Source organism: Labedella populi, assembly GCF_004078655.1.
GTDB lineage: Bacteria > Actinomycetota > Actinomycetes > Actinomycetales > Microbacteriaceae > Labedella > Labedella populi.
The window spans coordinates 249,151-271,491 of sequence record NZ_RZNC01000002.1; the positions used below are offsets into that span (position 1 = coordinate 249,151).

Consider the following 22,341-nt stretch of genomic DNA (forward strand, 5'->3'; position numbering starts at 1 on the left):
GCGCGTCCTTGCAAACCTACTTCCCGCGCCACCAACGCTTTCGATCCGGCTTTATCTCAGCTCCCGGCGATGTTGATTTTCTGTCGGCAACCCAGTCGTACGCCCCCTAGCGGAAGAGAAGCCGCCACTGCGCGGAACGAGTCACGGGAGGCCCGTGACGAGAGCGTCCGACTTGCGACTGAAGCTAACGAGGCGTTCCGACGACAGGCTGTGGCCCAGGAGCGGGCCAACGCTCTGAAAGAAGCCGAGTTGGCCTCGCCGACGTGGTCTGCCCCTCGTCACGTGTCGGGCGACTTGTACTCCGTGATCAACTCGTCCGGCCGCACGATCTTCATCGACAGCCTCGACGTCGAACCCGACGAGGCGGTGAAGTTGTGCGCGTTAGCGGTCCGGAGAACGGGGTCTACGAGACAGGCGATTCCTTCGACTTCATGGCGGTTAGTCGCCTTAGTATTCGCGCCCGCAAGCTCACCGTTTCATGGCGCTTCCTCGACGATTCGGAGCAGCCCTTGCAGAAGTGGATCATTCAGCTGTGACGAGCACCGAAACGCCCCCGAACCGGAAAAGCGGGTCGGGGGCGTTTTCGGGCTGGTTGTTCCAGCTTCTACTTCTAACTGTGCCGTGAATGACGAATATCTGCACGTCCTCGCTAGACCGCGTGTCGCGTCTTCCTCGTGGCGGTCACCCGATCCCCCGTCCAGTTGTTCGCTGCTCTTCCGAGTGCTTGCGAGCGCAGAGAGGACGGAGCTCCGGATCACGGCCCAGAGGATGCTGAACCAGACAATGAGCCCGATCAACACGATGGCGAAGGTGAGCGGGCTCGAACCGATGACACCTCATGATTTGAGACATACGACGGCGTCGCTCGCGGTCAGCTCGGGCGCCAACGTGAAAGCCGTGCAACGGATGCTGGGTCACGCGTCCGCGGCGATGACGCTCGACACGTATGCGGACCTGTTCGACGACGACCTCGACGCTGTTGCCACGGCGTTGGATCAGGCTGCTCGGTCGGCCGTTGTTGCCACCGCGTTGCCACGGACGCCCGGTGATCGGGTGTCGCCCGCGTGATTTCGGGGGAGTGGACGGTGGGCCCCGTGGGGCTCGAACCCACGACCTACGGATTAAAAGTCCGCTGCTCTACCGACTGAGCTAGAGGCCCGCGAGCACCTAATCTACCGTGCGGTCGACCCGCTCTGCACCGGGAGGAGCCGGTGCGCCGCTCGTGAGGTTGGCGACGACGCGCGGGAGAGCCGCTTTGTCGGCACGGCTCTCCCGTGCGTCAGCCACCGCGGTTCGCGCGCTTCAGAATCTGAAAGATCAGGACCGCTGCGAGAAGAAGGCAAGCCACGGTGACCGCAGCGAGCCAATCGGCCTGCACTCCCAGCGCCTCTAGACGCTCGAAGTCACGTGGACTGCCACCGATCGACGACTCGTCGGCGAGCTGTCCGGCCTGGGTCACGGTGACGGCCCACCAAACTCCGCTAGCGATGGGTAGCACACCGACTACGCTTGCCGTCCCGAGCAGAGCTGCCGTCCTCCTGGTCCGCACCGCAGACGCTCCTCTCAATTGCAGAGACTCCACATCCTTGCCCCGACTGGCCCTTTCGCGGGCTCCCAGCCTTCGACGTGGTGACCACCGGGAAGGATACCGTGCGAGGCCCACGGGGAGAACGCCGCGCGAGCGGGGGTAGCGTTGATGGGTACGTGTCGTGCGAGTCGAGAGGGCGAAGCGATGGCCGAGGAGTTCCACAAGCCGACGATGTTCCCGAGTGCCGTCTTCGAGGCGTACCAGGGCGGCGTCGACCCCGCCGAGTCGAGCCGCATCGCTCACGAGACGTCGCACGCCCTGCTGTCCCGGGTCCGCGCGGACCCGGATGCCGACATCGTCGACCGCCTCGTCGCCTACACGGACGAGCACGGCATCGACGCGATCGCGGAACTGTGGTCGCGGGCAAGCCCTCGCAGCCTCCCCGGTGCGCTCTGGCGGATCTACCTGCTGCGCGTCCTCATCCGGCAGGACCCCGTCTCGACGTCGTTCTACTTCGAGCGCGGCGTCGCCGTCAGCTCGACGATCGACCCGATCGTCGCCGGCGCTGAGGCCCCGACGGGACCTGACGAGATCACGGCGCTCGCCGACCAGATCCTGCGCGGGCTCTTCGAGGGCGACTTCGCGGTGGCGCTCGATCGTGCCGCCGCGTTCTGCCGCGTCACAGGATCCGGCTGCACGTCGGTCGCGGATGACCTCGACGTCACGGAGCCGCAGCGTTCCACGGAGCTCACCCGCCGCGCCTTGCGCTACTCGAGCATCGCCGGGGAACTCACGTCGTGCGCGCGCTTGTGGCGCGCCGAGTCCCTCGACTGACGCACCACTGAACTGACACGTCACTCGGCCGGCGCCACTCGACGGCGCCGCCTCAGCAGCCGGAGGGTAGCGACGGCACCCGCGCGCGTCACCCCGTGTTCGCGCAGCGCAAACACGGAATGAACCGGTCCGGGACCCCGTTACACTGGATCACGGCCGGGCCGCAGTAACCCCGGGCTCCACATTTAGCCGCTCCGAGCGGCCTCGCGCCGAGAGGCGTTCTGCGGCCCGGCCCTTTTCATGCCCGCTCGCGAGCGGCGGATGTCCACACTGCACAAGCAGCGGCCCGCCTGCGCTCGGGAGCGCAGGCGGGCCGCTGCTTCACCACATCACTCGATGAAGTCGATCCCGTCGATCGTCACGTCGTACTGCGACTCGTGCTGCTTCGTCTGCGGGATGAAGACCTCGGCCGTGAGCGTTCCGGCGTCGACGTCGACCTCGACGAGCTTGACCGGGTTGAGCGGGCTGTGGAAACCGCCGAGGAACGAGGCGATCGTGTTGCCGTTCACGCCCACGTCCGTACGTTGGTTCGACATGCCCACGTGGCCGGAGAAAACCATCTTCACGTTCGCGTACTGCGAGATCAGCTCGTCGTAGAGGTACTGCGGCGAGGTCGCACCGTACCCGCCGTTGCTCCGCATGATCGATCCGTCGCCCTCGAGGTACGAGTGCGTGTTCACGATGACGTTGTGGTCGGGGTGGGACGCGACGATCTCCTTCGCCCACTCGACGACCTCCGCCCGCGGCCACAGCTCGAGGGTGAGGATGAGGAAGTCGGCGCCGCCCGCCGAGAACAACTGCACCTGATTGTCCACTCGGCCCGTCTCGTAGACCGCAGAGATGTTCGTGTAGCGCGTGGCGGGGAACGTCTCGTTGAAGACGGGCGTGTCCCGGACGGTGATCGACGGGTTCTTGCCCGGGCATGCCGAGCCCCCGGGGCAGACTGCGCTCGTGTCATGGTTGCCGATCGCGATCGCCGCGGGGATGCCGCCGTCGTCGAGCACCTTCATGGCGTCGGATGCGACCTCGTACTGGGCGGGATCCTTCTCGCCCCAGTTGGTGACATCCCCCGTGTGGAGGGCGTACCGGAGGTCGAACTCGTCCTTGTTCTCGACGAGCCATCCGTTGCGCTGGGCGAAGCGAGTCGTGTTGCCCATCTCCATTTGCGTGTCGGGGATGATGGCCATGGAGAAGGTGCCGTCGGCATCCTCGGGGGACTCGCCGGGCGGGACCGGAGCTGGCATCTGCGGCGGAGAAGGCTCCGTCGGTGTCGGTGTCGGTGTCGGTGTCGGTGTCGGTGTCGGTGCGGGTGCGGGTGTCGGTGTCGGTTCGGGCTCGGATGGGCTCGGAGAGGGCGCCGGCTCGGACGGTGAGGGCGACGGCGAGGGTGCCGTGGGCGCGCCCGAGCCGTCGTCGTTCGGGGCGGCCCAGAAGCGGGGCCCCTGATCGAGCCAGCCCGCGTCGACGAGGGAGCCGATGCGCCCCTGGTCGGTCTCCATCCGGAACGTCTGGAGCTCCTCGTTCCACAGTCGGTGAACACCGACACCGCAATCGATGGCGGTGGGCGACGCCCAGAAGTCGATCTTCTGCAGGTCCCAGCCGTGGACCGACTGCGCCCGCTCGATCTCGTCGAAGCCGCGCTTCTCGGGGATCCAGACGAAGCGCTCATCGTTGTAGAGACGGTAGACGGGAACGAGTCCGTCCTTCTGCTTCGGAGAAGCCTCGAAGACGGCGCCGCGGGCCTTGTCGAAGCCCCACTTGTCGGCCGCGACGACGGTCTCACGCTCGCTCAGCGTGAGGATCGACTGGCTCGAGTCGGGATTGACGGCTTGGAAGACGTCCTGCCGCATGGATGAGCAGGCGTCGGGGGCGGCGGTCGCCACGGTGGTCGTCAGGGCTGATGCGGTTATCAGGCCGACGAGGCCGATCGCGGCGAGGAGTCGTTGCGGGGAGAGGAGGCGTCTCGGGGCCAGGTGTCGTGCAGAGCTGCTCATCGGCTGCTTTCATGTCCGAGCCTCGCTCGGTCGAATCTCGCGCGGGGCTGTCGGCGGTCATCGAGAGGAGGCGGGATGGTCCGGGAAATGCGTGTTCCGAGGAACACTCATTCTTGACAGTATGTCCCCCGCACGGGGGACATGGCTAGGACCAAGTTGAGCAGTCCTCAGCGCTTGCGCGGTGCACGGCGACATGCGACCATGCGGACACGACGAAGCGGCCATGGCGTGAACCATGACCGCTTCGTGGTGATCGCGCCGGAGCGCGTTCGGGGATGATGCGAGATTACTCGGTCGGCGGCATGAGGATGCCGTCGATGAGGTAGACCGTCGCGTTCGCGGTGGTGACGCCGCCGCAGATGACGCTCGCGTCGTTGACCATGAGCGAGTCACCCTCGCCGGTCACCTCGACCATGCCGCCCTGCACGGTGGCGTGCTCGCCGGCGACCGCGTCGGGAGCCAGCTGGCCGGGGACCACGTGGTAGGTGAGGATGCTCGTCAGCAGGTCCGCGTCGCCCTGAAGAGCGGTGACGGTCGCGGCGTCGAGCGCGGCGAAGGCGTCGTCGACGGGAGCGAAGACGGTGAACTCTCCGCCGTTGAGCGTGTCGACGAGGTCGACGTCGGGGTTCAGCTGGCCGGAGACGGCTGCCGTGAGCTGCGTGAGCAGGGGGTTGTTCGAGGCGGCGACGGCCACCGGGTCCTCAGCCATGCCGGCGACCGATCCGTCGCCGTCCGGGACGGCCTCGGCGTAGTCGGCGCAACCGGGGCCGACGAGGTTCGCCGCCGGGTCCATTGTGTCGGTGCGCGGCATCGTCGTCTCCTCGGTCATCGAGGGCCCCTCGCTCGCAGCGTCGCCGGACGAGGTGCCCGTCGAACAGGCCGCGAGGCCGAACGTCGCAACGGCACTGAGGGACAGGACAGCCATGAGATTGCGCTTCTTCACTCGCATGAGAACACTCCTTGTGATTGTGAGGCCGACGTCAGTCGGCGTGCGTGGCCGCTGTACCGCGGCTCTCGATGGGGCATTCGGAACCTCGACGGGAGGGGATTGGACTTTCTTGCAATATCGGCTCCGGGACGCTGCGGTCGTCCCTCTATATGCAGAAAGTTCGAATCGGATCGAATCCGTGAGGTGGCGGCGGCAGAAGGCCGAGCGGGTCGCCGTGGGACCAACCCGATCGTGGCACCGTCTCGAACCGTTCTCGATGGCGTCGTCGACCCGCGGACGATCGGCTGAACCGATGCGGCGTGGAGCGCACCCGATGAGAACGGCGCTCGGAAGGACAGGGACGATGCTGAGGACGGACATCGCTCCGCCACGTTCGCGTAACGGTGCCGCCCCCACGGGCGAGTGGATGCCGGAGTTCTCCGGATTGTTTGGCATGCTTGAGTCCGTGGCAAGCGAAGACACGAGCACCGAGGCGCGAGCCCAGCAGAAGCAGACGGCCGATACGGCCGCGGCGGAGCTGCAGCTCCTCGTCTCCCGGATCGCCGCCGGCGACCAACTTGCTTTCGGCGCATTCTATGACCGGCTCGCTCCCCGGGTGTTCGCGATCGTCCGCCGTGTGCTCGTCGATCCCTCCCAATCGGAGGAGGTCATGCAGGAGATCTTCGTCGAACTCTGGCAAACCGCTCCGCGTTACGCTCCGAACAAGGGTGGAGTGACCACGTGGGTCATGACGATCGCGCACCGTCGTGCCGTCGACCGTGTGCGGGCCTCGCAAGCCAGCAGGGAGCGGGACCTCCGTGTGGGGATCCGTGACCACGCGGTCGATTACGACAGCGTGGCCGAGGCCGCCGAGCTCCGCCTGGAGAACGAACGGGTAGAGCGTGCGCTCCACAACCTCACGGACCTGCAGCGCCAGGCCGTCACCCTCGCCTACTACGGCGGGTACAGCCACAGCGAGGTCTCCGACATGCTCGGAGTGCCGCTCGGCACCGTGAAGACACGAATACGCGACGGAATGATCCGTCTGAGAGACGAAATGGGGGTGGCATCATGAGCAGCTCGAACGATCCCGGGTTCGACGCGAGCCTGTATGCCGCTGGGGGACTCGACGCCGACGAATCGGCCGCGTTCGAAACGGAGCTGGAGACGTCTCCGGCCGCTCGTGAGCAGTTGGAGTCGTTCGAGGATGTCTCTGCGGCTCTCGGTCTCGGTCTCGAACCCGTCGAGCCGCCCGCCCATCTGAAGGCTGCTCTCATGGCGCGGATCGCGGTGACCCCGCAGCAGTCTGCGGAGCCGAGCTCGCGCCACGCCGTCGGCTCCTCGAGTGGTCCAGCACCCCAGGCCCCGGCCCCGGTGCTCACGACCGTGCCGTCGGGCGACGAGGACGCCGCGCCCGTCGCCGAGACGACGGATCGGCGCTCCCAGCTCACGCCCGGTCAGATCCGGAAGGCGCAAGAGCGCGCCAACCGCCGGTGGTACTCGAAGCCGCTCTCCTACGCCGTGGCGGCGGCGGCCGTCGGCGCCGTCATCGTCGGGTCCAGCATGTTCGTCGGCCTCGTGGAGAACGGCAACCAGCTCCCGCAGGCTGTCGCCCTCGCCGAGGTGAACTCCGCCTCGGACGTGCAGCGCACGACGGTAGAGGTCGATGGCGAGGGGGGAACGGCGACCCTCGTCTGGTCGGGGACACTCGGCAAGTCGGTACTCGTGGTCAACGGACTCCCGCAGCTGCCGAGCGACAAGACCTACGAGCTCTGGTACATCGATGAGGCGGGACCGGTCTCGGCCGGTATCTTCGACACCGGTGCCGACGGCACCGGCTGGGGCGTACTCGCCGGCGGAATGGATGCGGGCGACGTCGTCGCCGTCACGATCGAGAAGTCCGGCGGCTCGGGGGGAACCCCGACGACGGACCCGGTCCTCGTGGTGGAACCGGCCTGACGCTTCTCCGACTGATCGAGAATCCCTCGACCGGATACGACGATTCGTATCCGATCGGGGGATTCTCGTATCGGGAGGTCCTCCCACGGTGCGGCGGGCCGGGAAAGACGCAAGCCGCGCCTCGAACAGAGGCGCGGCTTGCATCTTTCCCCGGTTCGGAGTGGGATCAGCCGAAGCGACCCGAGACGTAGTCCTCGGTCGCCTGGACGGACGGCTGCGTGAAGATCGTGTTCGTGTCGTCGTACTCGATGAGCTTGCCCGGCTTGCCCGTGCCCGCGATGTTGAAGAAGGCGGTGCGGTCGCTCACGCGGCTCGCCTGCTGCATGTTGTGGGTCACGATGACGATCGTGTACTCCTTCTTCAGCTCCTCGATGAGGTCCTCGATCGCGAGCGTCGAGATCGGGTCGAGAGCCGAGCAGGGCTCGTCCATGAGGAGGATGTCGGGGGAGACGGCGATCGCACGAGCGATGCAGAGACGCTGCTGCTGGCCGCCGGACAGGCCGGACCCCGGTCGGTCGAGGCGGTCCTTCACCTCGTTCCAGAGGTTCGCGCCCTGAAGGGAACTCTCGACGAGCTCGTCCGCCTCCGAGCGCGACATGCGCCGGTTGTTGAGCGTCACGCCAGCGAGGACGTTCTCACGGATCGACATCGTCGGAAAGGGGTTCGGTCGCTGGAAGACCATGCCCACCTGGCGACGGACGAGGACCGGGTCGACACCCGCACCGTACAGGTCGTCCCCATCGACGAGGACCTCGCCTTCGACGCGAGCGCCGGGGATGACCTCGTGCATGCGGTTGAGCGTGCGGAGGAACGTGGACTTGCCGCAGCCGGACGGGCCGATGAAGGCGGTCACGCTGCGGGGTTCGATCGTGAGGCTCACGCCCTCCACGGCGAGGAACTTGGAGTAGTAGACGTTGAGGTCGTTGACTTCGATGCGCTTGGACACGTGTGTGGTCTTTCGGGTCGGGTTAGCGGCTGAGCTTCGGCGAGAACGCGCGGGCGATGAAGCGAGCCAGCAGGTTGAGTGCCATGACGATGAGGATGAGGGTGAGCGCTCCGGTCCACGCGCGGTCGAGGTAGGCCTGCGCCTCGGTGCCCTGACTGACGTACGAGCTGTAGACGAAGACGGGGAGGCTCTGCATCCGGCCCTCGAGGAGGTCGTAGTTCATGTTGTTCGTGTACCCGGCGGCGACCAGCAGGGGAGCGGTCTCACCGATGACGCGGGAGATCGAGAGCATGATGCCTGTCGTGAGTCCGGCGATCGAGGTGGGCAGGACCACCTTCAGGACGACGAGCCACTTCGGCACGCCGAGAGCGAAGGCCGCTTCCCGGAGCTCGTTCGGCACGAGTCGCAGCATCTCCTCGCTCGAGCGCACGACCACGGGGATCATGAGTACGGCGAGGGCGATCGCGCCGGCGATGCCGAGGCGGATGCCCGGACCGAAGATGATGACGAAGAGCGTGTAGGCGAACAGACCGGCGACGATCGACGGGATACCGGTCATCACGTCGACGAAGAAGGTGATCGCCTGGGCGAGGCGGCCGCGGCCGTACTCGACGAGGTAGATCGACGTGAGGAGTCCGATCGGGATCGAGATGATCGCGGCGGCACCGGTCATGAGGAGTGTGCCCGTGATGGCGTGCAGCGCGCCGCCGCCCTCACCCACGACGTTGCGCATCGAGTTGGTGAAGAAGGTCACATCGAGACGCGCCGTACCGTTCAGCACGACCGTCGAGAGCAGTGAGACGAGGGGGAGCAGGGCGATCACGAAGGCCAGCGTGACGAGTGTCGTCACGAGGCGGTCCTTGGCCCGGCGTGGGCCCTCGATCATGCGGGCCACGAAGTAGATCACGATCCCGTAGAGCACGACGGACAGGAAAACGGTGCCCGGCGCGTTGAAGCCGCCCTCGGGGTCCGCCGATGCGAAGAGTGCGAAGACGGCGATCATGATGATGAACGAGCCGCCGAGGATCGTCCACGGGACGAAGCGGGGGAGCCGGCCGGTCGCGTACGAGTTCGGCATCGCTCCCGCGGGAGCGTCTGTCTTCGGAGGTGCGGTGAGCTGGGACATCAGTTCGCTCCAGAGAAGTCTTTGCGGCGGTTCACGACGATGCGCGCGATCGTGTTCACGAGCAGGGTGATCGCGAAGAGGATGAGGCCCGTGGCGATGAGTACATTCACATTCACGCCGTAGGCCTCGGGGAAGCTCAACGCGATGTTCGCCGCGATCGTGCTCGGGTTGCTCGAACTGATGAGGTTGAAGGTGACGCCCCCGGAGGCGGAGAGCACCATGGCGACCGCCATCGTCTCGCCGAGCGCACGTCCGAGGCCGAGCATGGCGGCCGAGACGATGCCGGCGCGGCCGAAGGGAAGCACGGCCATACGGATCATCTCCCAGCGCGTCGCTCCGAGGGCGAGTGCCGCCTCTTCGTGGAGGACGGGCGTCTGGAGGAACACCTCGCGGCAGATGGCGGTGATGATCGGGAGGATCATGACGGCGAGGACGACGGACGCGGTGAGGATCGTGCGGCCCGTGCCCGAAGCGGGACCGGCGAAGAGCGGGAACCACCCGAAGTTCTGCTCGAGCCACGTGTAGAAGGGCTGGACGGCCGGGGCGAGGACGTTGCCGCCCCAGAGACCGAAGACCACCGATGGGACGGCCGCGAGGAGGTCGATGACGTAACCGAGGCCCTGGGCGAGGCGGCGGGGCGCGTAGTGGCTGATGAAGAGTGCGATGCCGATGGCGACGGGCACCGCGAGGATGAGGGCGATCGTCGCCGACCACAGCGTGCCGAAGACGAGGGGCCAGACGTACTCGAGCAGGTTCTCGCCGCGGAGGATCGAGATGTCCTCCGGGTCCGTCGTGACGGCAGGGACGCTCTGAAGTACCAGGAAGGCGGCGACCGCTGCGAGTACCGCGAGGATGAGGGAGCCGGCCACGAGCGCACTGCCGGAGAAGATGCGGTCACCGGGCCGCTGTTTCGCGGGTATCAGCGCGGTGGTGGCTGGAGCGGTCATGAACGGGCTCTCTCGGTCGGGTCGGGGCGGAGCGTGGGACGAGGGTGTGTCCGGTGGCTTCGTGAGAAACCACCGGACACACCCTCTGGGGGAACTACTTGATCATCTCGATCGCGGCCGAGGCCTTGTCGAACAGATCGGAGGAGATCGGGGCGGAGCCAGCGGCGTCAGCGGCCTCCTGCTGTCCCTCTTCGCTCACGATGTAGGTGAAGTACGCCTTGACGAGCTCGGCGCTCGCCGGGTCCGTGTACTCCTCGCACGCGATGAGGTAGCTCACGAGGACGACGGGGTAGACGCCGGCCTCTTCCGAGGTGCGGTCGAGCTCGAGGGCGAGGTCGCCCTCGCCACGGCCCTCGACGAGCGGCGAAGCGTCGACGATGGCGGCAGCAGCCTCGGCGGAGTACGGCACGTACTCGTCGCCGACCATGACGGCGACGGTACCGAGGTCACCGGCGCGCGATGCGTCGGCGTAACCGATGGTGCCGGTGCCGCCGGTGAGCGCGTCGATCATGCCGGAGGTCTGCGACGCGGCCTCGCCACCCTCGAGCGGCCACACGCCGTCGGCCTCGTCCGTCCAGACGTCGGGAGCGGCGGCGTTGAGGTACTCCGTGAAGTTCTCGGTCGTGCCCGAGTCGTCCTGACGGTGCACGGCCGTGATCGTCGTGTCCGGGAGTTCGACGTCGGGGTTCTGCGAAGCGATGGCCTCGTCGTTCCACATCGTGATGTCCCCGCGGAAGATGCTCGCGATGGTCGCGGCGTCGAGGTTGAGGGAATCGATGCCCTCGAGGTTGAACACCACGGCGATCGGGGAGATGTAGGCGGGGATCTCGATGATGTTCTCGGTCGCGCAGGAACCGAACTCGCCGGCGGCGACCTCTTCGTCGTTGAACGCGCGGTCAGAGCCGGCGAACGCCGATCCGCCGGCGATGAAGGTGTCGCGGCCCGCGCCGGAACCGGCGGGGTCATACTCGACGGTGACGTCGGGGTTGGCCGTCTGGAAGGCGGTGGTCCACGCCTCCTGGGCCGACTGCTGCGACGACGCGCCGGCGCCGACGAGCGTGCCGGTGAGCTCGCTCGCGCTCTCCGAGCTGTCTCCACCAGCGGTTCCGCCTTCGTTCGCGGCACACCCGGACAGGGCGAGTGCTGCGAGTGCTGTGACGGCCGCGGTGCGACCGAACGTGTTGAACTTCACGTGATGTCCGTTTCTTCGGGATGGGGGAGGGCCGGTGCATGGCCCGCCCTCACGCTAGGTCCGAGGCCTTACGAGCCTCCATCACGTTGGTAAACAACAGGTGAACGGCTCCTGTCCGCTCCGCATCCCTCCCGCGGACGCGCGGGCGACGGCGCTCAGACGCGAGGTTCGTGCGTCTCGATCGAGATGATGCCGGAGGCCGGCGCCGTCGCGGAGACATGCACGACGGAGAACGCGGCGGGATCGAGATCGGCGGCGCTCGAGAGGTACGATCCGGCCGGGGTCGCGGTCGCGAGGGCGATCTCACGGAGGATGAGCGGCAGCAGAGGACCGTGGCTGCAGAGCACGGCCGGCTTGCCCGACGCGATTCTCTTGCCGATGACCGCGCGCACGTCCGCCTCACCGGCCTCGTAGGCGTTTTGGCTCAAATCGTCGGTCACTCGCGCCTTCCGTCCGAGGGCCGCCGCGAGCGGGGCGACGGTCGTGATGCACCGCGTCGCGGAACTTGAGACGATGCGGCGAGGTCCCCACGCGAGGAGCGACGGCACGATCGACGCCGCTTGGGAGACGCCGCGGGCGGTGAGGGGACGGGAGGCGTCGGAGCCGCTCCACTCGCTGTGGGCCGTCGCCTTGGCGTGCCGGAGGACGATGATCGGGAACGTCGACGTGACGCCCTCGTCGAGGAGCTTGGCGAAGTGGCGGAGGATCTCGACGTCCTGGTCATAACTCGCATAGGCGAGGGCCCGCTTCACGGACACCCACTCGAGCGCGGCGATCTCGGCGTTCGGCACGAAAGTCGAGGCGAGCACCGCCGCTTCCGTCACCTCGGCGGCCCAGTAGTGGACGATCTTCTCGCGACCGGAGTGCACGCGGTACTGCGCCGCCCCGAGCGGGACGCCGAGCCAGACCGAGAGACCGGTCTCCTCCTTGATCTCCCGCACAGCCGTCTGCGGAAGACTCTCGCCCGGATCGACTTTGCCCTTCGGGATCGTGACGTCGCCGTAGGCCGTGCGGTGCACAAGCAGCACCATGACCTTGCCGTCGACGACCCGCCAGCAGACCGCGCCCGCGGCATAGATTGCGGAGTGGTCGTGGCTCATCGGCGCGACCGTGATCGGCGTCGCGTGGCGACGCTTCGCATGACCTTCTCCTGCACGTCGACGAGGCGGCGCCCGTCGCCGTCGACGGCGTGCCTCGTCCACGTGCCGTCTGCATCGAGGTACCAGGACATGGTGCCCTCGTCCATCGCGAGGTCGAAGAGCCCCTCGATCTCGGCCAAGTGGTTGGGATCCGTGAGGCGCACGAGAGCCTCGACGCGGCGATCGAGGTTGCGGTGCATCATGTCGGCGCTGCCGATGTACGTCTTCTGCTCGCCGTCGCCCACGAAGCTGAAGATCCGGGAGTGCTCGAGATAGCGGCCGAGCACGGACCGGACCCGGATCGTCTCGCTCATTCCGGGCACGCCCGGCTTCAGACTGCAGATTCCGCGCACCCAGATGTCGATCGGGACGCCCGCTTGGCTCGCGCGGTACAGGCCGTCGATGATGGCCTCGTCGACGATGGAGTTGACCTTGATGCGGATCCCCGACGGCCGACCGGCCTCGGCGTTGCGCCGCTCGGTGTCGATGGCCTTGAGCAGGCCCTTGCGGAGGTGGAGGGGCGCGACGAGCAGGCGCTTGAACTTCTTCTCGATCGCATAGCCGGACAGCTCGTTGAAGAGGCGCGTGAGGTCCTTGCCCACCTGATCGTCTGCGGTGAACAGGCCGAAGTCCTCGTAGATGCGGCTCGTCTTCGGATTGTAGTTGCCCGTGCCGATGTGGGAGTAGTGCCGGAGGGTGTTGCCCTCCTGACGGATCACGAGCGCGAGCTTGCAGTGCGTCTTGAGCCCGACGAGGCCGTAGACCACGTGAACGCCGGCCTTCTCGAGCTTGCGCGCCCACGTGATGTTGTTCGCCTCGTCGAAGCGCGCCTTGATCTCGACGAGGGCCAGGACCTGCTTGCCGGCCTCGGCGGCGTCGATGAGCGCCTCGATGATGGGGGAGTCGCCGGAGGTGCGGTAGAGGGTCTGCTTGATCGCGAGGACGTTCGGATCGGCCGCCGCCTGCTCGAGGAACGCCTGCACGCTCGTCGCGAAGGACTCGTACGGGTGGTGGACGAGCACGTCGCGCTTCGAGACGGCCTGGAAGATGTCCGCCTTGCCGTTCGGCTCGTTCGGCTGCAGCTGCAACGCCGTCGAGGGGACGTGCTTCGGGTAGCGCAGGTCCGGGCGGTCGAGCGCCGACAGCGAGAAGAGGCCGCCGAGGTCGAGGGGCCCCTGGAGCCGGTAGACCTCCCGATCGGTGATGTCGAGCTCGCGCACGAGCAATCCGAGCGTCACGTCGTCCATGTCCTCGGTGATCTCGAGCCGGATGGGCGGTCCGAAGCGGCGACGGAGGAGCTCGCGCTCGAGGGCCTGGATGAGGTTCTCCGACTCGTCCTCCTCGATCTCCATGTCCTCGTTCCGTGTGACGCGGAAGACGTGGTGTTCGAGGATCTCCATGCCGGGGAACAGATAGTCGAGGTGCTCGGCGATGAGGTCCTCGAGGGTGATGTAGCGGACGGCCTCCGGCGACTTCGCGGTGTCGACGGGCACGAACCGCGGCAGCATCTGGGGCACCTTGAGGCGGGCGAACTCCTCGCGGCCGGTCTTCGTGTTGCGAACGCGGATCGACAGATTGAGGGAGAGCCCGGAGATGTAGGGGAACGGGTGCGCCGGGTCGACCGCGAGGGGCATGAGCACGGGGAAGATCTGCGACGAGAAGTACTCTCCGAGGTCGGCCTTGACGTCGTCGGCCAGGGTGTCCCACGTGACGACGGTGATGCCGGCGTCGGCGAGCGAGGGGGCCACCAGATCGTGCCAGACGGCGGCGTGCCGTGACTGCAGCTCGTGGGCGGCCACGAGGATGTCATCGAGGGCGTCGCTCGGCGACACCCCGTTGTTCGTCGGCACGGCGATGCCCGTCGCGATGCGGCGCTTGAGGCCCGCGACGCGCACCATGAAGAACTCGTCGAGGTTCGAGGCGAAGATCGCGAGGAAGTTGGCTCGTTCGAGGACGGGCAACGAGTCGTCCTCGGCGAGTTCGAGCACGCGCTTGTTGAAGGCGAGCCAGCTCAGCTCACGGTCGAGGTAGCGGTGATCGGGAAGAGCCGGGTCCTCCTCCTCGAAGACGGGGTCGAAGTCGTCGTCGTCGCGGTCGAGGCCGGCGTCGGTGGCGAATGTCTCGGGAACCATCCCCACATCTTGTCATCAGCGCCGCACCGGATTCGACCGAGGCGGTGAACTTCCCCTTAACGCGCCCGGCGCCGGTACTGTACGTCGACCGTGTGATCGGCGAAGCCCAACGACCGGTAGAGCCGTGTCGCGCGCTCGTTGTCCGCCTCGACGTAGAGCGCCGCCGTCTCGACTCCGGACCGCTCGAGCCGGTCGAGGCCGGCCTCCATGAGGGTGCGACCGAGGCCCCGGCCGGCATGATCTGGATGCACGCCCACGGCGTACACCTCGCCGACGCCCCCGTCGACCTTGAGCCAGATGGAGCCGACGAGGTCGCCATTATCGTCCCGGGCGAGGAGCAGGTCCTCCGCGTCGAACCAGGGCTCTCGCTCACGTGCGAGCACATCGTCGATCGTGAGTCTGCCCTGCTCCGGGTGCGTCGCGAACGCGAGCGCGTTGAGGGCCACCCAGTCGGCCTCGTCGTGGCCGGGGACGAACGGCGTGATCACGACGTCGGAGCGGCGAGGAGCCGTCGACCTGATGCGTCCGTCGAGAGGCATCCGGAGCTGGAGGAGAGTCCGGACGCGATCGAAGCCGTGGCGCGACGCGAGGGCGGAGGCCGCCGGATGGTCGCCGTGCGCCCACGCCGACAGGTTCGGAGGAGCGCTCCCGACGAGGGCCGTGATGGCCGCGTCTCCGTACCCGTACGACCGCCATTCGGGGTCGATCGTGAACTCGAGTTCGCCCTGCCCGAGGATCGCGGCTCCGATCATCGTCTCCGAGTCGTCCTCGTCGCTCGGGGCGATCGCCGCGATGAACGTCCGGGAGCCCGATCGGGCATCGAGCCGGGCCTGGTCGTTGAACGGCGGCTGGCCGTCGACGGACTGCGCCCGCCTCTCGAGCGTGCGGACGTCTTCCGCGACCTCGGGATCGTTCAGATCGCGTACTCGGAGTCGGAGCCGGCGCATCATCGTCCTCGTTCAGGTCACGGACTCGGGGTGGGGGCGGGGGCGTTGTCGTCCTCGTACACGTTGAAGCGGTACCCCACGTTGCGCACCGTGCCGATGAGCTGCTCGAGATCGCCGAGCTTCGCGCGGAGTCGACGGACGTGTACGTCGACCGTCCGCGTCCCCCCGAAGTAGTCGTACCCCCACACCTCGCTGAGGAGCTGCTCCCGCGTGAAGACGCGGGAGGGGTGCGTCGCGAGGAAACGCAAGAGCTCGAACTCCTTGAACGTGAGGTCGAGGGGACGACCCTGGACCTTCGCGGAGTAGCTCGCCTCGTCGATGACGACGCCCGAGGTCTGGATCTTGCTCGCGGACTGCTCTTGCGCCTGCCGTCCGATCGCGAGCCGGATGCGGGCGTCCACCTCGGCGGGACCCGCCGAATCGAGCACGACGTCGTCGACCCCCCAATCGGCGCTCACCGCTGTGAGTCCGCCCTCGGTGAGGATGAGAAGGAGCGGCACCGCGATCCCTGTGGTCGTGAGGATCTTGCAGAGCGACTTCGCGGCAGCGAGGTCCCGGCGGGCGTCGACGAGGATGAGGTCGCTGCCCGGAGCGTTGACGAGTTGGGCGGGCTGTGCGGGGATCTGGCGGACCCGGTGACTGAGCAGTCCGAGCGACGGGAGCACCTCCGCGCCGACGGCCGATGTCAGGATGAGTAGCTGCGCCAAGCGTGTCCTCCGGATCGTGACTGCGACAATACTATGCCAGTGGTCACGGCCGCCCGTGCCATCAGGCATCATGGAGGCATGAGCGAGCGGTCGATGGACGTGCAGGATCGATCCTGGATCGGCGTCGTCGCGGTCTGGGTCACGGCTCTCGTCGCCTCCATCGCGATCGGGGTCCTCGCCGAACCCGACACGCAATTCGCCTGGCTCGGGGTCGCCCTCGCCGGAAGTGTGCTCCTGACGTTCGGCATCCAACTCGCGGGCGGCATCACGGCCGGTTACCTCACACGCGTCTCGATCAGTGTGAGCGGTACCGTCGTCGTCCTCGTGCTGAGCTCGATCGTGATCGCGATCGCCTCTCTGTTCGCCCGCTGAGGCCGCTCTCCGCGACCGCATTCCGAGAGTGCACTCGGATCCTCCGGCTGATCGCCGCTGAACGCGGGTTCGGCGGCCGTCCGGGGCGGTACGGCGGGTAGACTCGACGCATGCTCGCGCTCGAACTCTTCTACCTCGGTCTTCTCGGTCTCGCCAGCCTCGCGATCGCCTACGTCTCCGGCGTGGTCATCTACAACCTCTACCGCGGTCAGCGCTGACGGTCCTCGCATCGTGATCGAGATCCCGGTCGGCCTCCCGGCCGAACTCGTCCCGCTGTCCTGGCTCATCGGCGTCTGGGAGGGCTCCGGAGTCATCGACTACGCCATCGGTGACGGGTCCGTCTCCCGCGAGTTCGGGCAGCGCATCTCGTTCAGCCACGACGGCCTGCCGTACCTCAATTACACGTCGTACACGTGGCTCGACGACGAGGACCGCACTCCGCTCGTCGCCGAGAGTGGCTATTGGCGGTTGCATCGCTCGCAACTCGAGGGCGACCCCGGCCCCGCGATGCTCCCGCCGACCGCCCCGAGGCCCTTCACCACGGCTGAGTCCGTCGAGACGTTGCGGAACTCCGACGGCGGCTTCGATCTCGAGGTGGCGCTCGTGCACCCGGGTGGCGTGAGCGAGCTGTACCTCGGGCAGGTCAAGGGCCCCCGCATCGACCTCGCGACCGACGCGGTCATGCGAACCGCCGGGTCGAAGCCGTACGCGGCCGCGACGCGTCTCTACGGCCTCGTCGACGCGCACCTGTTGTGGGCGTGGGACGTCGCCGCGCTCGGGCAGGACCTGCGCACGCATGCGTCCGCGCGACTCGCGAAGGTCGACTGATGGCGGACTCCGTCTTCTCCTCCCTCCCGGGGGCCGTCCTCCCCGAGTCCGTCGACGACCGGCCCGACGTCGTCCGCGTCCCCTTCCACTACGGCGACCCGATCCGGGAGCAGCGCGCACTCGAGGGCGGTCGCGCCGTCGTCGACGAATCCGATCTCGGGATCGTGTCGCTCGCAGGCGACGACCGACTCCAGCTTCTGCACTCCCTCACGTCGCAGGACCTGGCGCGGCTCGCTCCGGGCGCGTCTGCCGAGACGCTCGTCCTGGATCCTCACGGACGCGTCGAGTACGCCGCACGAGTGCTCGACGACGGCGAGACGACCTGGTTGATCCTCGACCCGGGCTACGCCGCGCCGCTCGCCGCGTGGCTCGACCGGATGCGCTTCATGCTGCGCGTCGAGGTCACCGATCGCACGTCGGAATACGCGGTCGTGGCGTCGACGCGCGTGATCGACGACCTGCCGGTCGCCGCCCCGTCGGGTGTGCGCCTCGACTGGCACGACCCGTGGGCCGCCGTCGTCGCGGGCGGCTGGCAGTACGCGGTCTCCGATCATCCCGGCGCGCAGCGCACATGGATCGAGTCGATCGTCGAGCGCGACCGGCTCCCCGAGGTCGTCGCGCTCGTCGACGCCGGCGTTGTCGCCGCCTCGGGGTCACTCGCGGCCGAGGCGCTCCGCATCGCGGCATGGCGTCCCCGCCAGATCGCCGAGGCGGACGAACGCACGATCCCGCACGAGCTCGACTGGTTGCGCACCGCCGTCCATCTCGAGAAGGGGTGCTACCGCGGCCAGGAGACGGTCGCGAAGGTCCACAACCTCGGCCACCCGCCGCGCCGGGTCGTCATGCTGCACCTCGACGGGAGCGACGCCGTGCTTCCGCCCCACGGCGCCGTCGTCACCGCGGAGCGCGACGGAGTGGAGCGCGAGGTCGGTCATGTGACGTCCTCCGCCATCCACCACGACCTCGGGCCCGTAGCGCTCGCCGTGATCAAGCGGGCCGTGCCGTCCGAGCTCGTCCTGTCGATCCGCGCCGACGACACGGTGGTCGCAGCCGCGCAGCAGACGATCGTGCCGCAAGGCGCCGGTGCCACGGCCGACGTTGCCCGCTTGCCCCGGCTCGGTCGCTGACCCCATGAGGGACCGTCGCGCTCCCACCGGTGAGGGAGCGCATCCGCGCGGGCGTCGCGCGCGCGTGCGGACCCGCATCACGTCGACGGTCTCGCTCCGCCGAGCGGGCACGTCGCTCCCCGCGATCCTGCAGATCATTCTCGCGGCGGTCGCGGCATACGTTTTCGCGCGAGAGGTCCTCGGGCACGACGTCCCGCTGCTCGCGGTGACCGTCTCCCTCTCGAGTCTCGGCTTCGTGCGCGACGCACGGCCGGCGCGCGTCCTCGAGACCGCGATCGGCATGACGCTCGGCATCGCGGTCGCCGAGGTCATCGTGCTGACCTTTGGTCAGGGAGTGCTGCAGCTCGCCGTGGTCCTCGCCGTGACGCTCGTCGTCGCACGAGCGCTCTCGCCCGCGGGAGCCTTCGCGATCGCTGCGGCGATCCAGTCGATCCTCGTGGTGCTCCTGCCCGCTCCCGACGGGGGCCCCTTCATCCGCGTCGTCGACGGGGTCGTCGGTGGTGCGGTGGCGCTGCTCGCGACCGCAGTGATCCCGCGTGACCCCCGCCGGACCGCCGTGCGGGAGGCGCGAGCGGTCTTCGACGAGTTCCTCGCCGTCACCGCCTCGCTCGTGACGGCCGCGCGGTTCGGGGACCGGACCGAAGCGGACCGTGCCCTCGCCCGCGCTCGAGGGACGCAGCCGCTCCTCGACGCCTGGACCACATCGCTCGAGTCGGCGCGAGCGATCGTGCGCGTCTCTCCGCTCGTCAGGCGGCATCGCGGAGAGCTCGAGCGGCAGGCGGCCATGCTCGAGGGGATGGATCTGGCGACGCGGAACCTCCGAGTGATCGCGCGTCGCATCGACTACCTCAGTCGAGACGGAAGCCGACGCCCGGGGATCGCCGACGTGCTCGCTCGCGTCGTGACCGCGGTGACGCTGCTGTCCGCGAGCCTCGACGACATCGAGCAGCTCCCGATCGCGCGCCGTGCGCTCGAGGAACTCGCGCGCCACGTCCGTCCCGAGGAGGTCGTCGGGGCGCGCGAGTCCGTGTCGGAGCAATCCGTCGTGATCGCGGTCCGGCCCCTCATCGTGGATCTGCTCGTCGCGACGGGGCTTCCGCTCCGGGAGGCGCAGGAACTGCTGCCGCCGACCTGACGAGTGAGGGTCAGGGGAGCCGTGCGCCGTCGACGGGCGCGACGTCGGCCCACGGCACGGTCAACTCCCCGAGTCTCCACCGGTCTCGCCCGCCGATCACGGTGCGACCCGAGGAGCGCAGTCCGTCGATCGCTGCGACGAACCGCTGCACTGGACCGTAGGTGCCGAGAGGAGCGTTTCGCAGCCACTGTCGGTCGAGCTCCTCCAACAGAGCGTGCACCGGCTCGCCGGGGACGTTCCGGTGAATGAGCGCCTTGGGGAGCCGCTCGGCGACGATCGACGGCCGCTCGAGCCCCGTCAGCCGCAGTGACAGCGAGAACGTCGCGTGCCCGTCCCGGGGGATCGTCACCCAGCTGGCGATCCGTCCCAGCTCGTCGCACGTGCCCTCCATCAGCGCTCCCGCGGGCGAGAGGCGCGCGGACATCCGCCGCCATGCGTCCGTCACGTCGGCCTCGTCGTATTGCCGTAGGACGTTGAATGCGCGAATGACGTCGGGCGGCGAGCCGTCGGGCGTCGGCGTCTCGAACCCGCCGAGACCGATCGTCACTGCGAGGTCCGACGGGAACGACGTCCCGCCGGAACGCACCTCAGCGAGCTGCGCGCGCGCCGTCGCGACGCGTGCAGGATCGATCTCGAGTCCGTGGACCCTGACGTCGGCACGCGCGCGGCGCAGTCGGGCGGCCAGTTCGAACGCGGTGACCCCGCTCGCGCCGAAACCGAGGTCGACGACGAGGGGGGCTGCGGCTCGCGTGAACGACCGGTGCCGAGCGATGAAGCGATCGACGCGGCGGAGACGATTCGTGTTGGTCGTCCCGCGCGTGATCTCCCCGATGGGCATGTGCCCATTCTCTCAGGCCGCCGACCGGAGCCGCTCTACGGGCGCGATTCCCGAGGCCTCCACCGCTAGGCTTGAGCCATGTCTGAGCCCTACACCCTCGTGCTGCTGCGGCACGGTAACAGCGACTGGAACCAGAAGAACCTCTTCACGGGATGGGTCGACGTCCGCTTGAGCGACCAGGGCGTCGCCGAGGCGAAGCGCGCCGGCGACCTGCTCGTCGAGGCGGGCATCGAGGCCGACGTTCTCTACACGTCCGTGCTCACCCGCGCGATCCAGACGGCCAACCTCGCGCTCGAGGTCGCCGACCGGCTCTGGATCCCCGTGAAGCGCTCATGGCGCCTCAACGAGCGTCACTACGGTGCACTGCAGGGCAAGGACAAGGCCCAAACCCTCGCCGAGTACGGCCAGGAGCAGTTCATGACGTGGCGTCGCTCGTTCGACGTCCCACCGCCCCCGATCGCCGGCGATGACGAGTACTCCCAGGCGAACGACCCGCGCTACGTCGGCATCGACGGCGAGGTCCCGGCGACGGAGTGCCTGAAGGATGTCATCGCCCGCATGCTGCCGTACTGGGAGTCCGACATCACCGTCGATCTCGCGGCCGGCAAGACCGTGCTCGTCACGGCTCACGGCAACTCGCTGCGTGCGCTCGTCAAGCACCTCGACGACATCTCGGACGATGAGATCTCCGAGCTCAACATCCCCACGGGCATCCCGCTCGTCTACACGCTCGACGCCGACTTCCGTCCCATCGGCGCCGGCCGATACCTCGACCCGGAGGCCGCCGCCGCCGGCGCCGCGGCCGTCGCCGCCCAGGGCAAGAAGTAGCCGCTCCCACAACGCGAAAGTGCGGGCTTCGGTCCCTCATCCCATCGGGGAGAGGACCGAAGCCCGCACGTGTGGTCTGACGTGTCAGGCGTGCGTCGGTGCCGTGCTCTCCGGAGCCCAATCGCCAGTCGCGAGGTATTGCACCTTCTTGGCGATCGACACGGCGTGGTCGGCGAATCGCTCGTGGTAGCGCGACGCGAGCGTGGCGTCGACCGTCGCGGCGGTCTCGCCCTTCCACGTCTCGCCGAGCACCTTGTCGAAGACGCTCAAGTGCAGGTCGTCGATGAGGTCGTCCTCGTCGCGGATCTCCTCGGCGATGCGGGTGTCCTCCGTGCGCAGGAGCTCCGCGAGCTTGCGTGCGATCTCCACGTCGAGCCGGCCCATCTCGGCGAAGGTCGAGCGGAGACCGCGCGGAACGGCGCGCTCCGGGAAACGGGAACGGGCGAGCTGGGCGATGTGCTCGGCCATGTCTCCCATGCGCTCGAGGGACGCACTGATGCGCAGCGCGCTCACGACGATCCGGAGGTCGCGGGCCACCGGCTGCTGACGAGCGAGGATCGTGATGGCGAGCTCGTCGAGCTCGACCGTCAGGCCGTCGATGCGGCTGTCGTTCTCGATGACCTCTTCGGCTCGCGCGACGTCGGACTCGTTGAAGGCGTGGACGGCGCCTTCGATCGAGATGGCCACGAGCTCCGCGATCTCGACGAGGCGGTGCTGGACTTCGTGCAGCTCCTGCTGGAACACTTCGCGCATTAAAAGGATCACTCTCTCGTTCGGGTGCGGGCGCTGACGCTCGAATCGTCGGCCACGCCGTCGTCTCAACGATGCCGTCGG

21 protein-coding genes and 1 tRNA gene are annotated in these 22,341 nt (G+C 68.1%); 9 read left to right on the forward strand and 13 right to left on the reverse strand.

Going from position 1 to position 22,341, the window contains the following annotated elements; all coding sequences use genetic code 11:
* Positions 1-69 precede the first annotated feature (69 nt).
* On the forward strand, positions 70-1,068 hold the full coding sequence (locus tag ELQ92_RS16715) for a tyrosine-type recombinase/integrase (protein ID WP_279432157.1): 999 nt from the start codon (positions 70-72) through the stop codon (positions 1,066-1,068).
* A gap of 18 nt (positions 1,069-1,086) precedes the next feature.
* Here ELQ92_RS16715 and ELQ92_RS06800 read toward each other — a convergent pair.
* A tRNA-Lys gene (locus ELQ92_RS06800) sits at positions 1,087-1,159 on the reverse strand.
* Positions 1,160-1,732: 573 nt separating this feature from the next.
* On the opposite strand from ELQ92_RS06800, the gene ELQ92_RS06810 reads away from it, so the two are divergent.
* The gene (locus ELQ92_RS06810) at positions 1,733-2,362 is read left to right on the forward strand and encodes a DNA-directed RNA polymerase subunit beta (RefSeq protein ID WP_128498248.1); all 630 of its coding nucleotides are present in this window, start codon (positions 1,733-1,735) and stop codon (positions 2,360-2,362) included.
* A gap of 329 nt (positions 2,363-2,691) precedes the next feature.
* Here the strand turns inward: ELQ92_RS06810 and ELQ92_RS06815 are convergent, their stop codons facing one another.
* The gene (locus ELQ92_RS06815; RefSeq protein WP_128498249.1) at positions 2,692-4,356 is read right to left on the reverse strand and encodes a metallophosphoesterase; all 1,665 of its coding nucleotides are present in this window, start codon (positions 4,354-4,356) and stop codon (positions 2,692-2,694) included.
* A gap of 286 nt (positions 4,357-4,642) precedes the next feature.
* Positions 4,643-5,305 carry a fasciclin domain-containing protein gene (locus ELQ92_RS06820; RefSeq protein WP_128498250.1) on the reverse strand — a complete coding sequence of 221 codons (663 nt, stop codon included), beginning with the start codon at positions 5,303-5,305 and terminating at the stop codon, positions 4,643-4,645.
* A gap of 445 nt (positions 5,306-5,750) precedes the next feature.
* Between ELQ92_RS06820 and sigK the strand changes: the two genes are divergently transcribed.
* Entirely contained in the window at positions 5,751-6,359 is a 609-nt protein-coding gene (gene sigK, locus ELQ92_RS06825; protein ID WP_279432158.1) for an ECF RNA polymerase sigma factor SigK, read from the forward strand.
* Positions 6,356-7,243 carry an anti-sigma factor gene (locus ELQ92_RS06830; protein ID WP_128498251.1) on the forward strand — a complete coding sequence of 296 codons (888 nt, stop codon included), beginning with the start codon at positions 6,356-6,358 and terminating at the stop codon, positions 7,241-7,243. Before sigK ends, ELQ92_RS06830 begins: the two co-directional genes overlap by 4 nt.
* 166 nt (positions 7,244-7,409) lie before the next feature.
* On the opposite strand, the gene pstB is transcribed toward ELQ92_RS06830, so the two are convergent.
* From pstB to ELQ92_RS06870, 8 genes are all read right to left on the reverse strand, one after another.
* Entirely contained in the window at positions 7,410-8,189 is a 780-nt protein-coding gene (pstB, locus tag ELQ92_RS06835) for a phosphate ABC transporter ATP-binding protein PstB (protein WP_128498252.1), read from the reverse strand.
* A gap of 22 nt (positions 8,190-8,211) precedes the next feature.
* Complete coding sequence (gene pstA / locus ELQ92_RS06840; RefSeq protein ID WP_128498253.1) at positions 8,212-9,315, reverse strand: phosphate ABC transporter permease PstA; 1,104 nt, start codon at positions 9,313-9,315, stop codon at positions 8,212-8,214.
* Positions 9,315-10,262, reverse strand: coding sequence for a phosphate ABC transporter permease subunit PstC (gene pstC / locus ELQ92_RS06845; protein WP_128498254.1), 948 nt, complete (start codon positions 10,260-10,262; stop codon positions 9,315-9,317). Before pstC ends, pstA begins: the two co-directional genes overlap by 1 nt.
* A 94-nt stretch (positions 10,263-10,356) precedes the next feature.
* Positions 10,357-11,454 (reverse strand): phosphate ABC transporter substrate-binding protein PstS, encoded by a 1,098-nt coding sequence (locus ELQ92_RS06850; protein ID WP_128498255.1) that lies wholly within the window; start codon positions 11,452-11,454, stop codon positions 10,357-10,359.
* A 155-nt stretch (positions 11,455-11,609) separates the two neighbouring features.
* Positions 11,610-12,554 carry an NUDIX hydrolase gene (locus ELQ92_RS06855; RefSeq protein ID WP_128498256.1) on the reverse strand — a complete coding sequence of 315 codons (945 nt, stop codon included), beginning with the start codon at positions 12,552-12,554 and terminating at the stop codon, positions 11,610-11,612.
* The gene (locus ELQ92_RS06860) at positions 12,551-14,725 is read right to left on the reverse strand and encodes an RNA degradosome polyphosphate kinase (protein WP_128498257.1); all 2,175 of its coding nucleotides are present in this window, start codon (positions 14,723-14,725) and stop codon (positions 12,551-12,553) included. Before ELQ92_RS06860 ends, ELQ92_RS06855 begins: the two co-directional genes overlap by 4 nt.
* A 56-nt stretch (positions 14,726-14,781) precedes the next feature.
* Positions 14,782-15,675 carry a mycothiol synthase gene (gene mshD, locus ELQ92_RS06865; protein WP_128498258.1) on the reverse strand — a complete coding sequence of 298 codons (894 nt, stop codon included), beginning with the start codon at positions 15,673-15,675 and terminating at the stop codon, positions 14,782-14,784.
* A gap of 14 nt (positions 15,676-15,689) precedes the next feature.
* Positions 15,690-16,379: a response regulator transcription factor gene (locus ELQ92_RS06870; RefSeq protein ID WP_208004264.1), complete on the reverse strand. Its 690-nt coding sequence runs from the start codon at positions 16,377-16,379 to the stop codon at positions 15,690-15,692.
* 78 nt (positions 16,380-16,457) lie between these two features.
* Between ELQ92_RS06870 and ELQ92_RS06875 the strand changes: the two genes are divergently transcribed.
* The 4 genes from ELQ92_RS06875 (at position 16,458) to ELQ92_RS06890 (ending at position 19,841) form a co-directional block, all read left to right on the forward strand.
* Complete coding sequence (locus ELQ92_RS06875) at positions 16,458-16,751, forward strand: hypothetical protein (RefSeq protein WP_128498259.1); 294 nt, start codon at positions 16,458-16,460, stop codon at positions 16,749-16,751.
* 231 nt (positions 16,752-16,982) lie between these two features.
* Positions 16,983-17,579 carry a nitrobindin family protein gene (locus ELQ92_RS06880; RefSeq protein WP_128498260.1) on the forward strand — a complete coding sequence of 199 codons (597 nt, stop codon included), beginning with the start codon at positions 16,983-16,985 and terminating at the stop codon, positions 17,577-17,579.
* Positions 17,579-18,706, forward strand: coding sequence for a CAF17-like 4Fe-4S cluster assembly/insertion protein YgfZ (gene ygfZ, locus ELQ92_RS06885; protein WP_128498261.1), 1,128 nt, complete (start codon positions 17,579-17,581; stop codon positions 18,704-18,706). The genes ELQ92_RS06880 and ygfZ overlap by 1 nt, the downstream gene beginning before the upstream one ends.
* Positions 18,707-18,710: 4 nt before the next feature.
* A complete protein-coding gene (locus ELQ92_RS06890) occupies positions 18,711-19,841 on the forward strand; it encodes an FUSC family protein (RefSeq protein WP_243694910.1) in 1,131 nt (376 codons plus the stop codon).
* Between the two features lie 10 nt (positions 19,842-19,851).
* Here ELQ92_RS06890 and ELQ92_RS06895 read toward each other — a convergent pair whose 3' ends face one another.
* Complete coding sequence (locus ELQ92_RS06895) at positions 19,852-20,679, reverse strand: class I SAM-dependent methyltransferase (RefSeq protein WP_128498262.1); 828 nt, start codon at positions 20,677-20,679, stop codon at positions 19,852-19,854.
* A 78-nt stretch (positions 20,680-20,757) separates the two neighbouring features.
* On the opposite strand from ELQ92_RS06895, the gene ELQ92_RS06900 reads away from it, so the two are divergent.
* On the forward strand, positions 20,758-21,507 hold the full coding sequence (locus ELQ92_RS06900; RefSeq protein WP_128498263.1) for a phosphoglyceromutase: 750 nt from the start codon (positions 20,758-20,760) through the stop codon (positions 21,505-21,507).
* Positions 21,508-21,591: 84 nt separating this feature from the next.
* Here the strand turns inward: ELQ92_RS06900 and phoU are convergent, their stop codons facing one another.
* The gene (phoU, locus tag ELQ92_RS06905) at positions 21,592-22,260 is read right to left on the reverse strand and encodes a phosphate signaling complex protein PhoU (RefSeq protein WP_128498264.1); all 669 of its coding nucleotides are present in this window, start codon (positions 22,258-22,260) and stop codon (positions 21,592-21,594) included.
* Between the last annotated feature and the right edge of the window lie 81 nt (positions 22,261-22,341).

Excerpts from the sequence above, each read along its gene's own strand:
- ELQ92_RS16715 (WP_279432157.1), top strand. The coding sequence starts at position 70 with ATGTTGATTTTCTGTCGGCAACCCAGTCGTACGCCCCCTAGCGGAAGA.
- ELQ92_RS06810 (WP_128498248.1), top strand. The coding sequence starts at position 1,733 with ATGGCCGAGGAGTTCCACAAGCCGACGATGTTCCCGAGTGCCGTCTTC.
- ELQ92_RS06815 (WP_128498249.1), bottom strand. The coding sequence starts at position 4,356 with ATGAGCAGCTCTGCACGACACCTGGCCCCGAGACGCCTCCTCTCCCCG.
- ELQ92_RS06820 (WP_128498250.1), bottom strand. The coding sequence starts at position 5,305 with ATGCGAGTGAAGAAGCGCAATCTCATGGCTGTCCTGTCCCTCAGTGCC.
- ELQ92_RS06830 (WP_128498251.1), top strand. The coding sequence starts at position 6,356 with ATGAGCAGCTCGAACGATCCCGGGTTCGACGCGAGCCTGTATGCCGCT.
- pstA (WP_128498253.1), bottom strand. The coding sequence starts at position 9,315 with ATGTCCCAGCTCACCGCACCTCCGAAGACAGACGCTCCCGCGGGAGCG.
- pstC (WP_128498254.1), bottom strand. The coding sequence starts at position 10,262 with ATGACCGCTCCAGCCACCACCGCGCTGATACCCGCGAAACAGCGGCCC.
- ELQ92_RS06855 (WP_128498256.1), bottom strand. The coding sequence starts at position 12,554 with ATGAGCCACGACCACTCCGCAATCTATGCCGCGGGCGCGGTCTGCTGG.
- ELQ92_RS06860 (WP_128498257.1), bottom strand. The coding sequence starts at position 14,725 with ATGGTTCCCGAGACATTCGCCACCGACGCCGGCCTCGACCGCGACGAC.
- mshD (WP_128498258.1), bottom strand. The coding sequence starts at position 15,675 with ATGATGCGCCGGCTCCGACTCCGAGTACGCGATCTGAACGATCCCGAG.
- ELQ92_RS06875 (WP_128498259.1), top strand. The coding sequence starts at position 16,458 with ATGAGCGAGCGGTCGATGGACGTGCAGGATCGATCCTGGATCGGCGTC.
- ygfZ (WP_128498261.1), top strand. The coding sequence starts at position 17,579 with ATGGCGGACTCCGTCTTCTCCTCCCTCCCGGGGGCCGTCCTCCCCGAG.
- ELQ92_RS06890 (WP_243694910.1), top strand. The coding sequence starts at position 18,711 with ATGAGGGACCGTCGCGCTCCCACCGGTGAGGGAGCGCATCCGCGCGGG.
- ELQ92_RS06895 (WP_128498262.1), bottom strand. The coding sequence starts at position 20,679 with ATGCCCATCGGGGAGATCACGCGCGGGACGACCAACACGAATCGTCTC.
- ELQ92_RS06900 (WP_128498263.1), top strand. The coding sequence starts at position 20,758 with ATGTCTGAGCCCTACACCCTCGTGCTGCTGCGGCACGGTAACAGCGAC.
- phoU (WP_128498264.1), bottom strand. The coding sequence starts at position 22,260 with ATGCGCGAAGTGTTCCAGCAGGAGCTGCACGAAGTCCAGCACCGCCTC.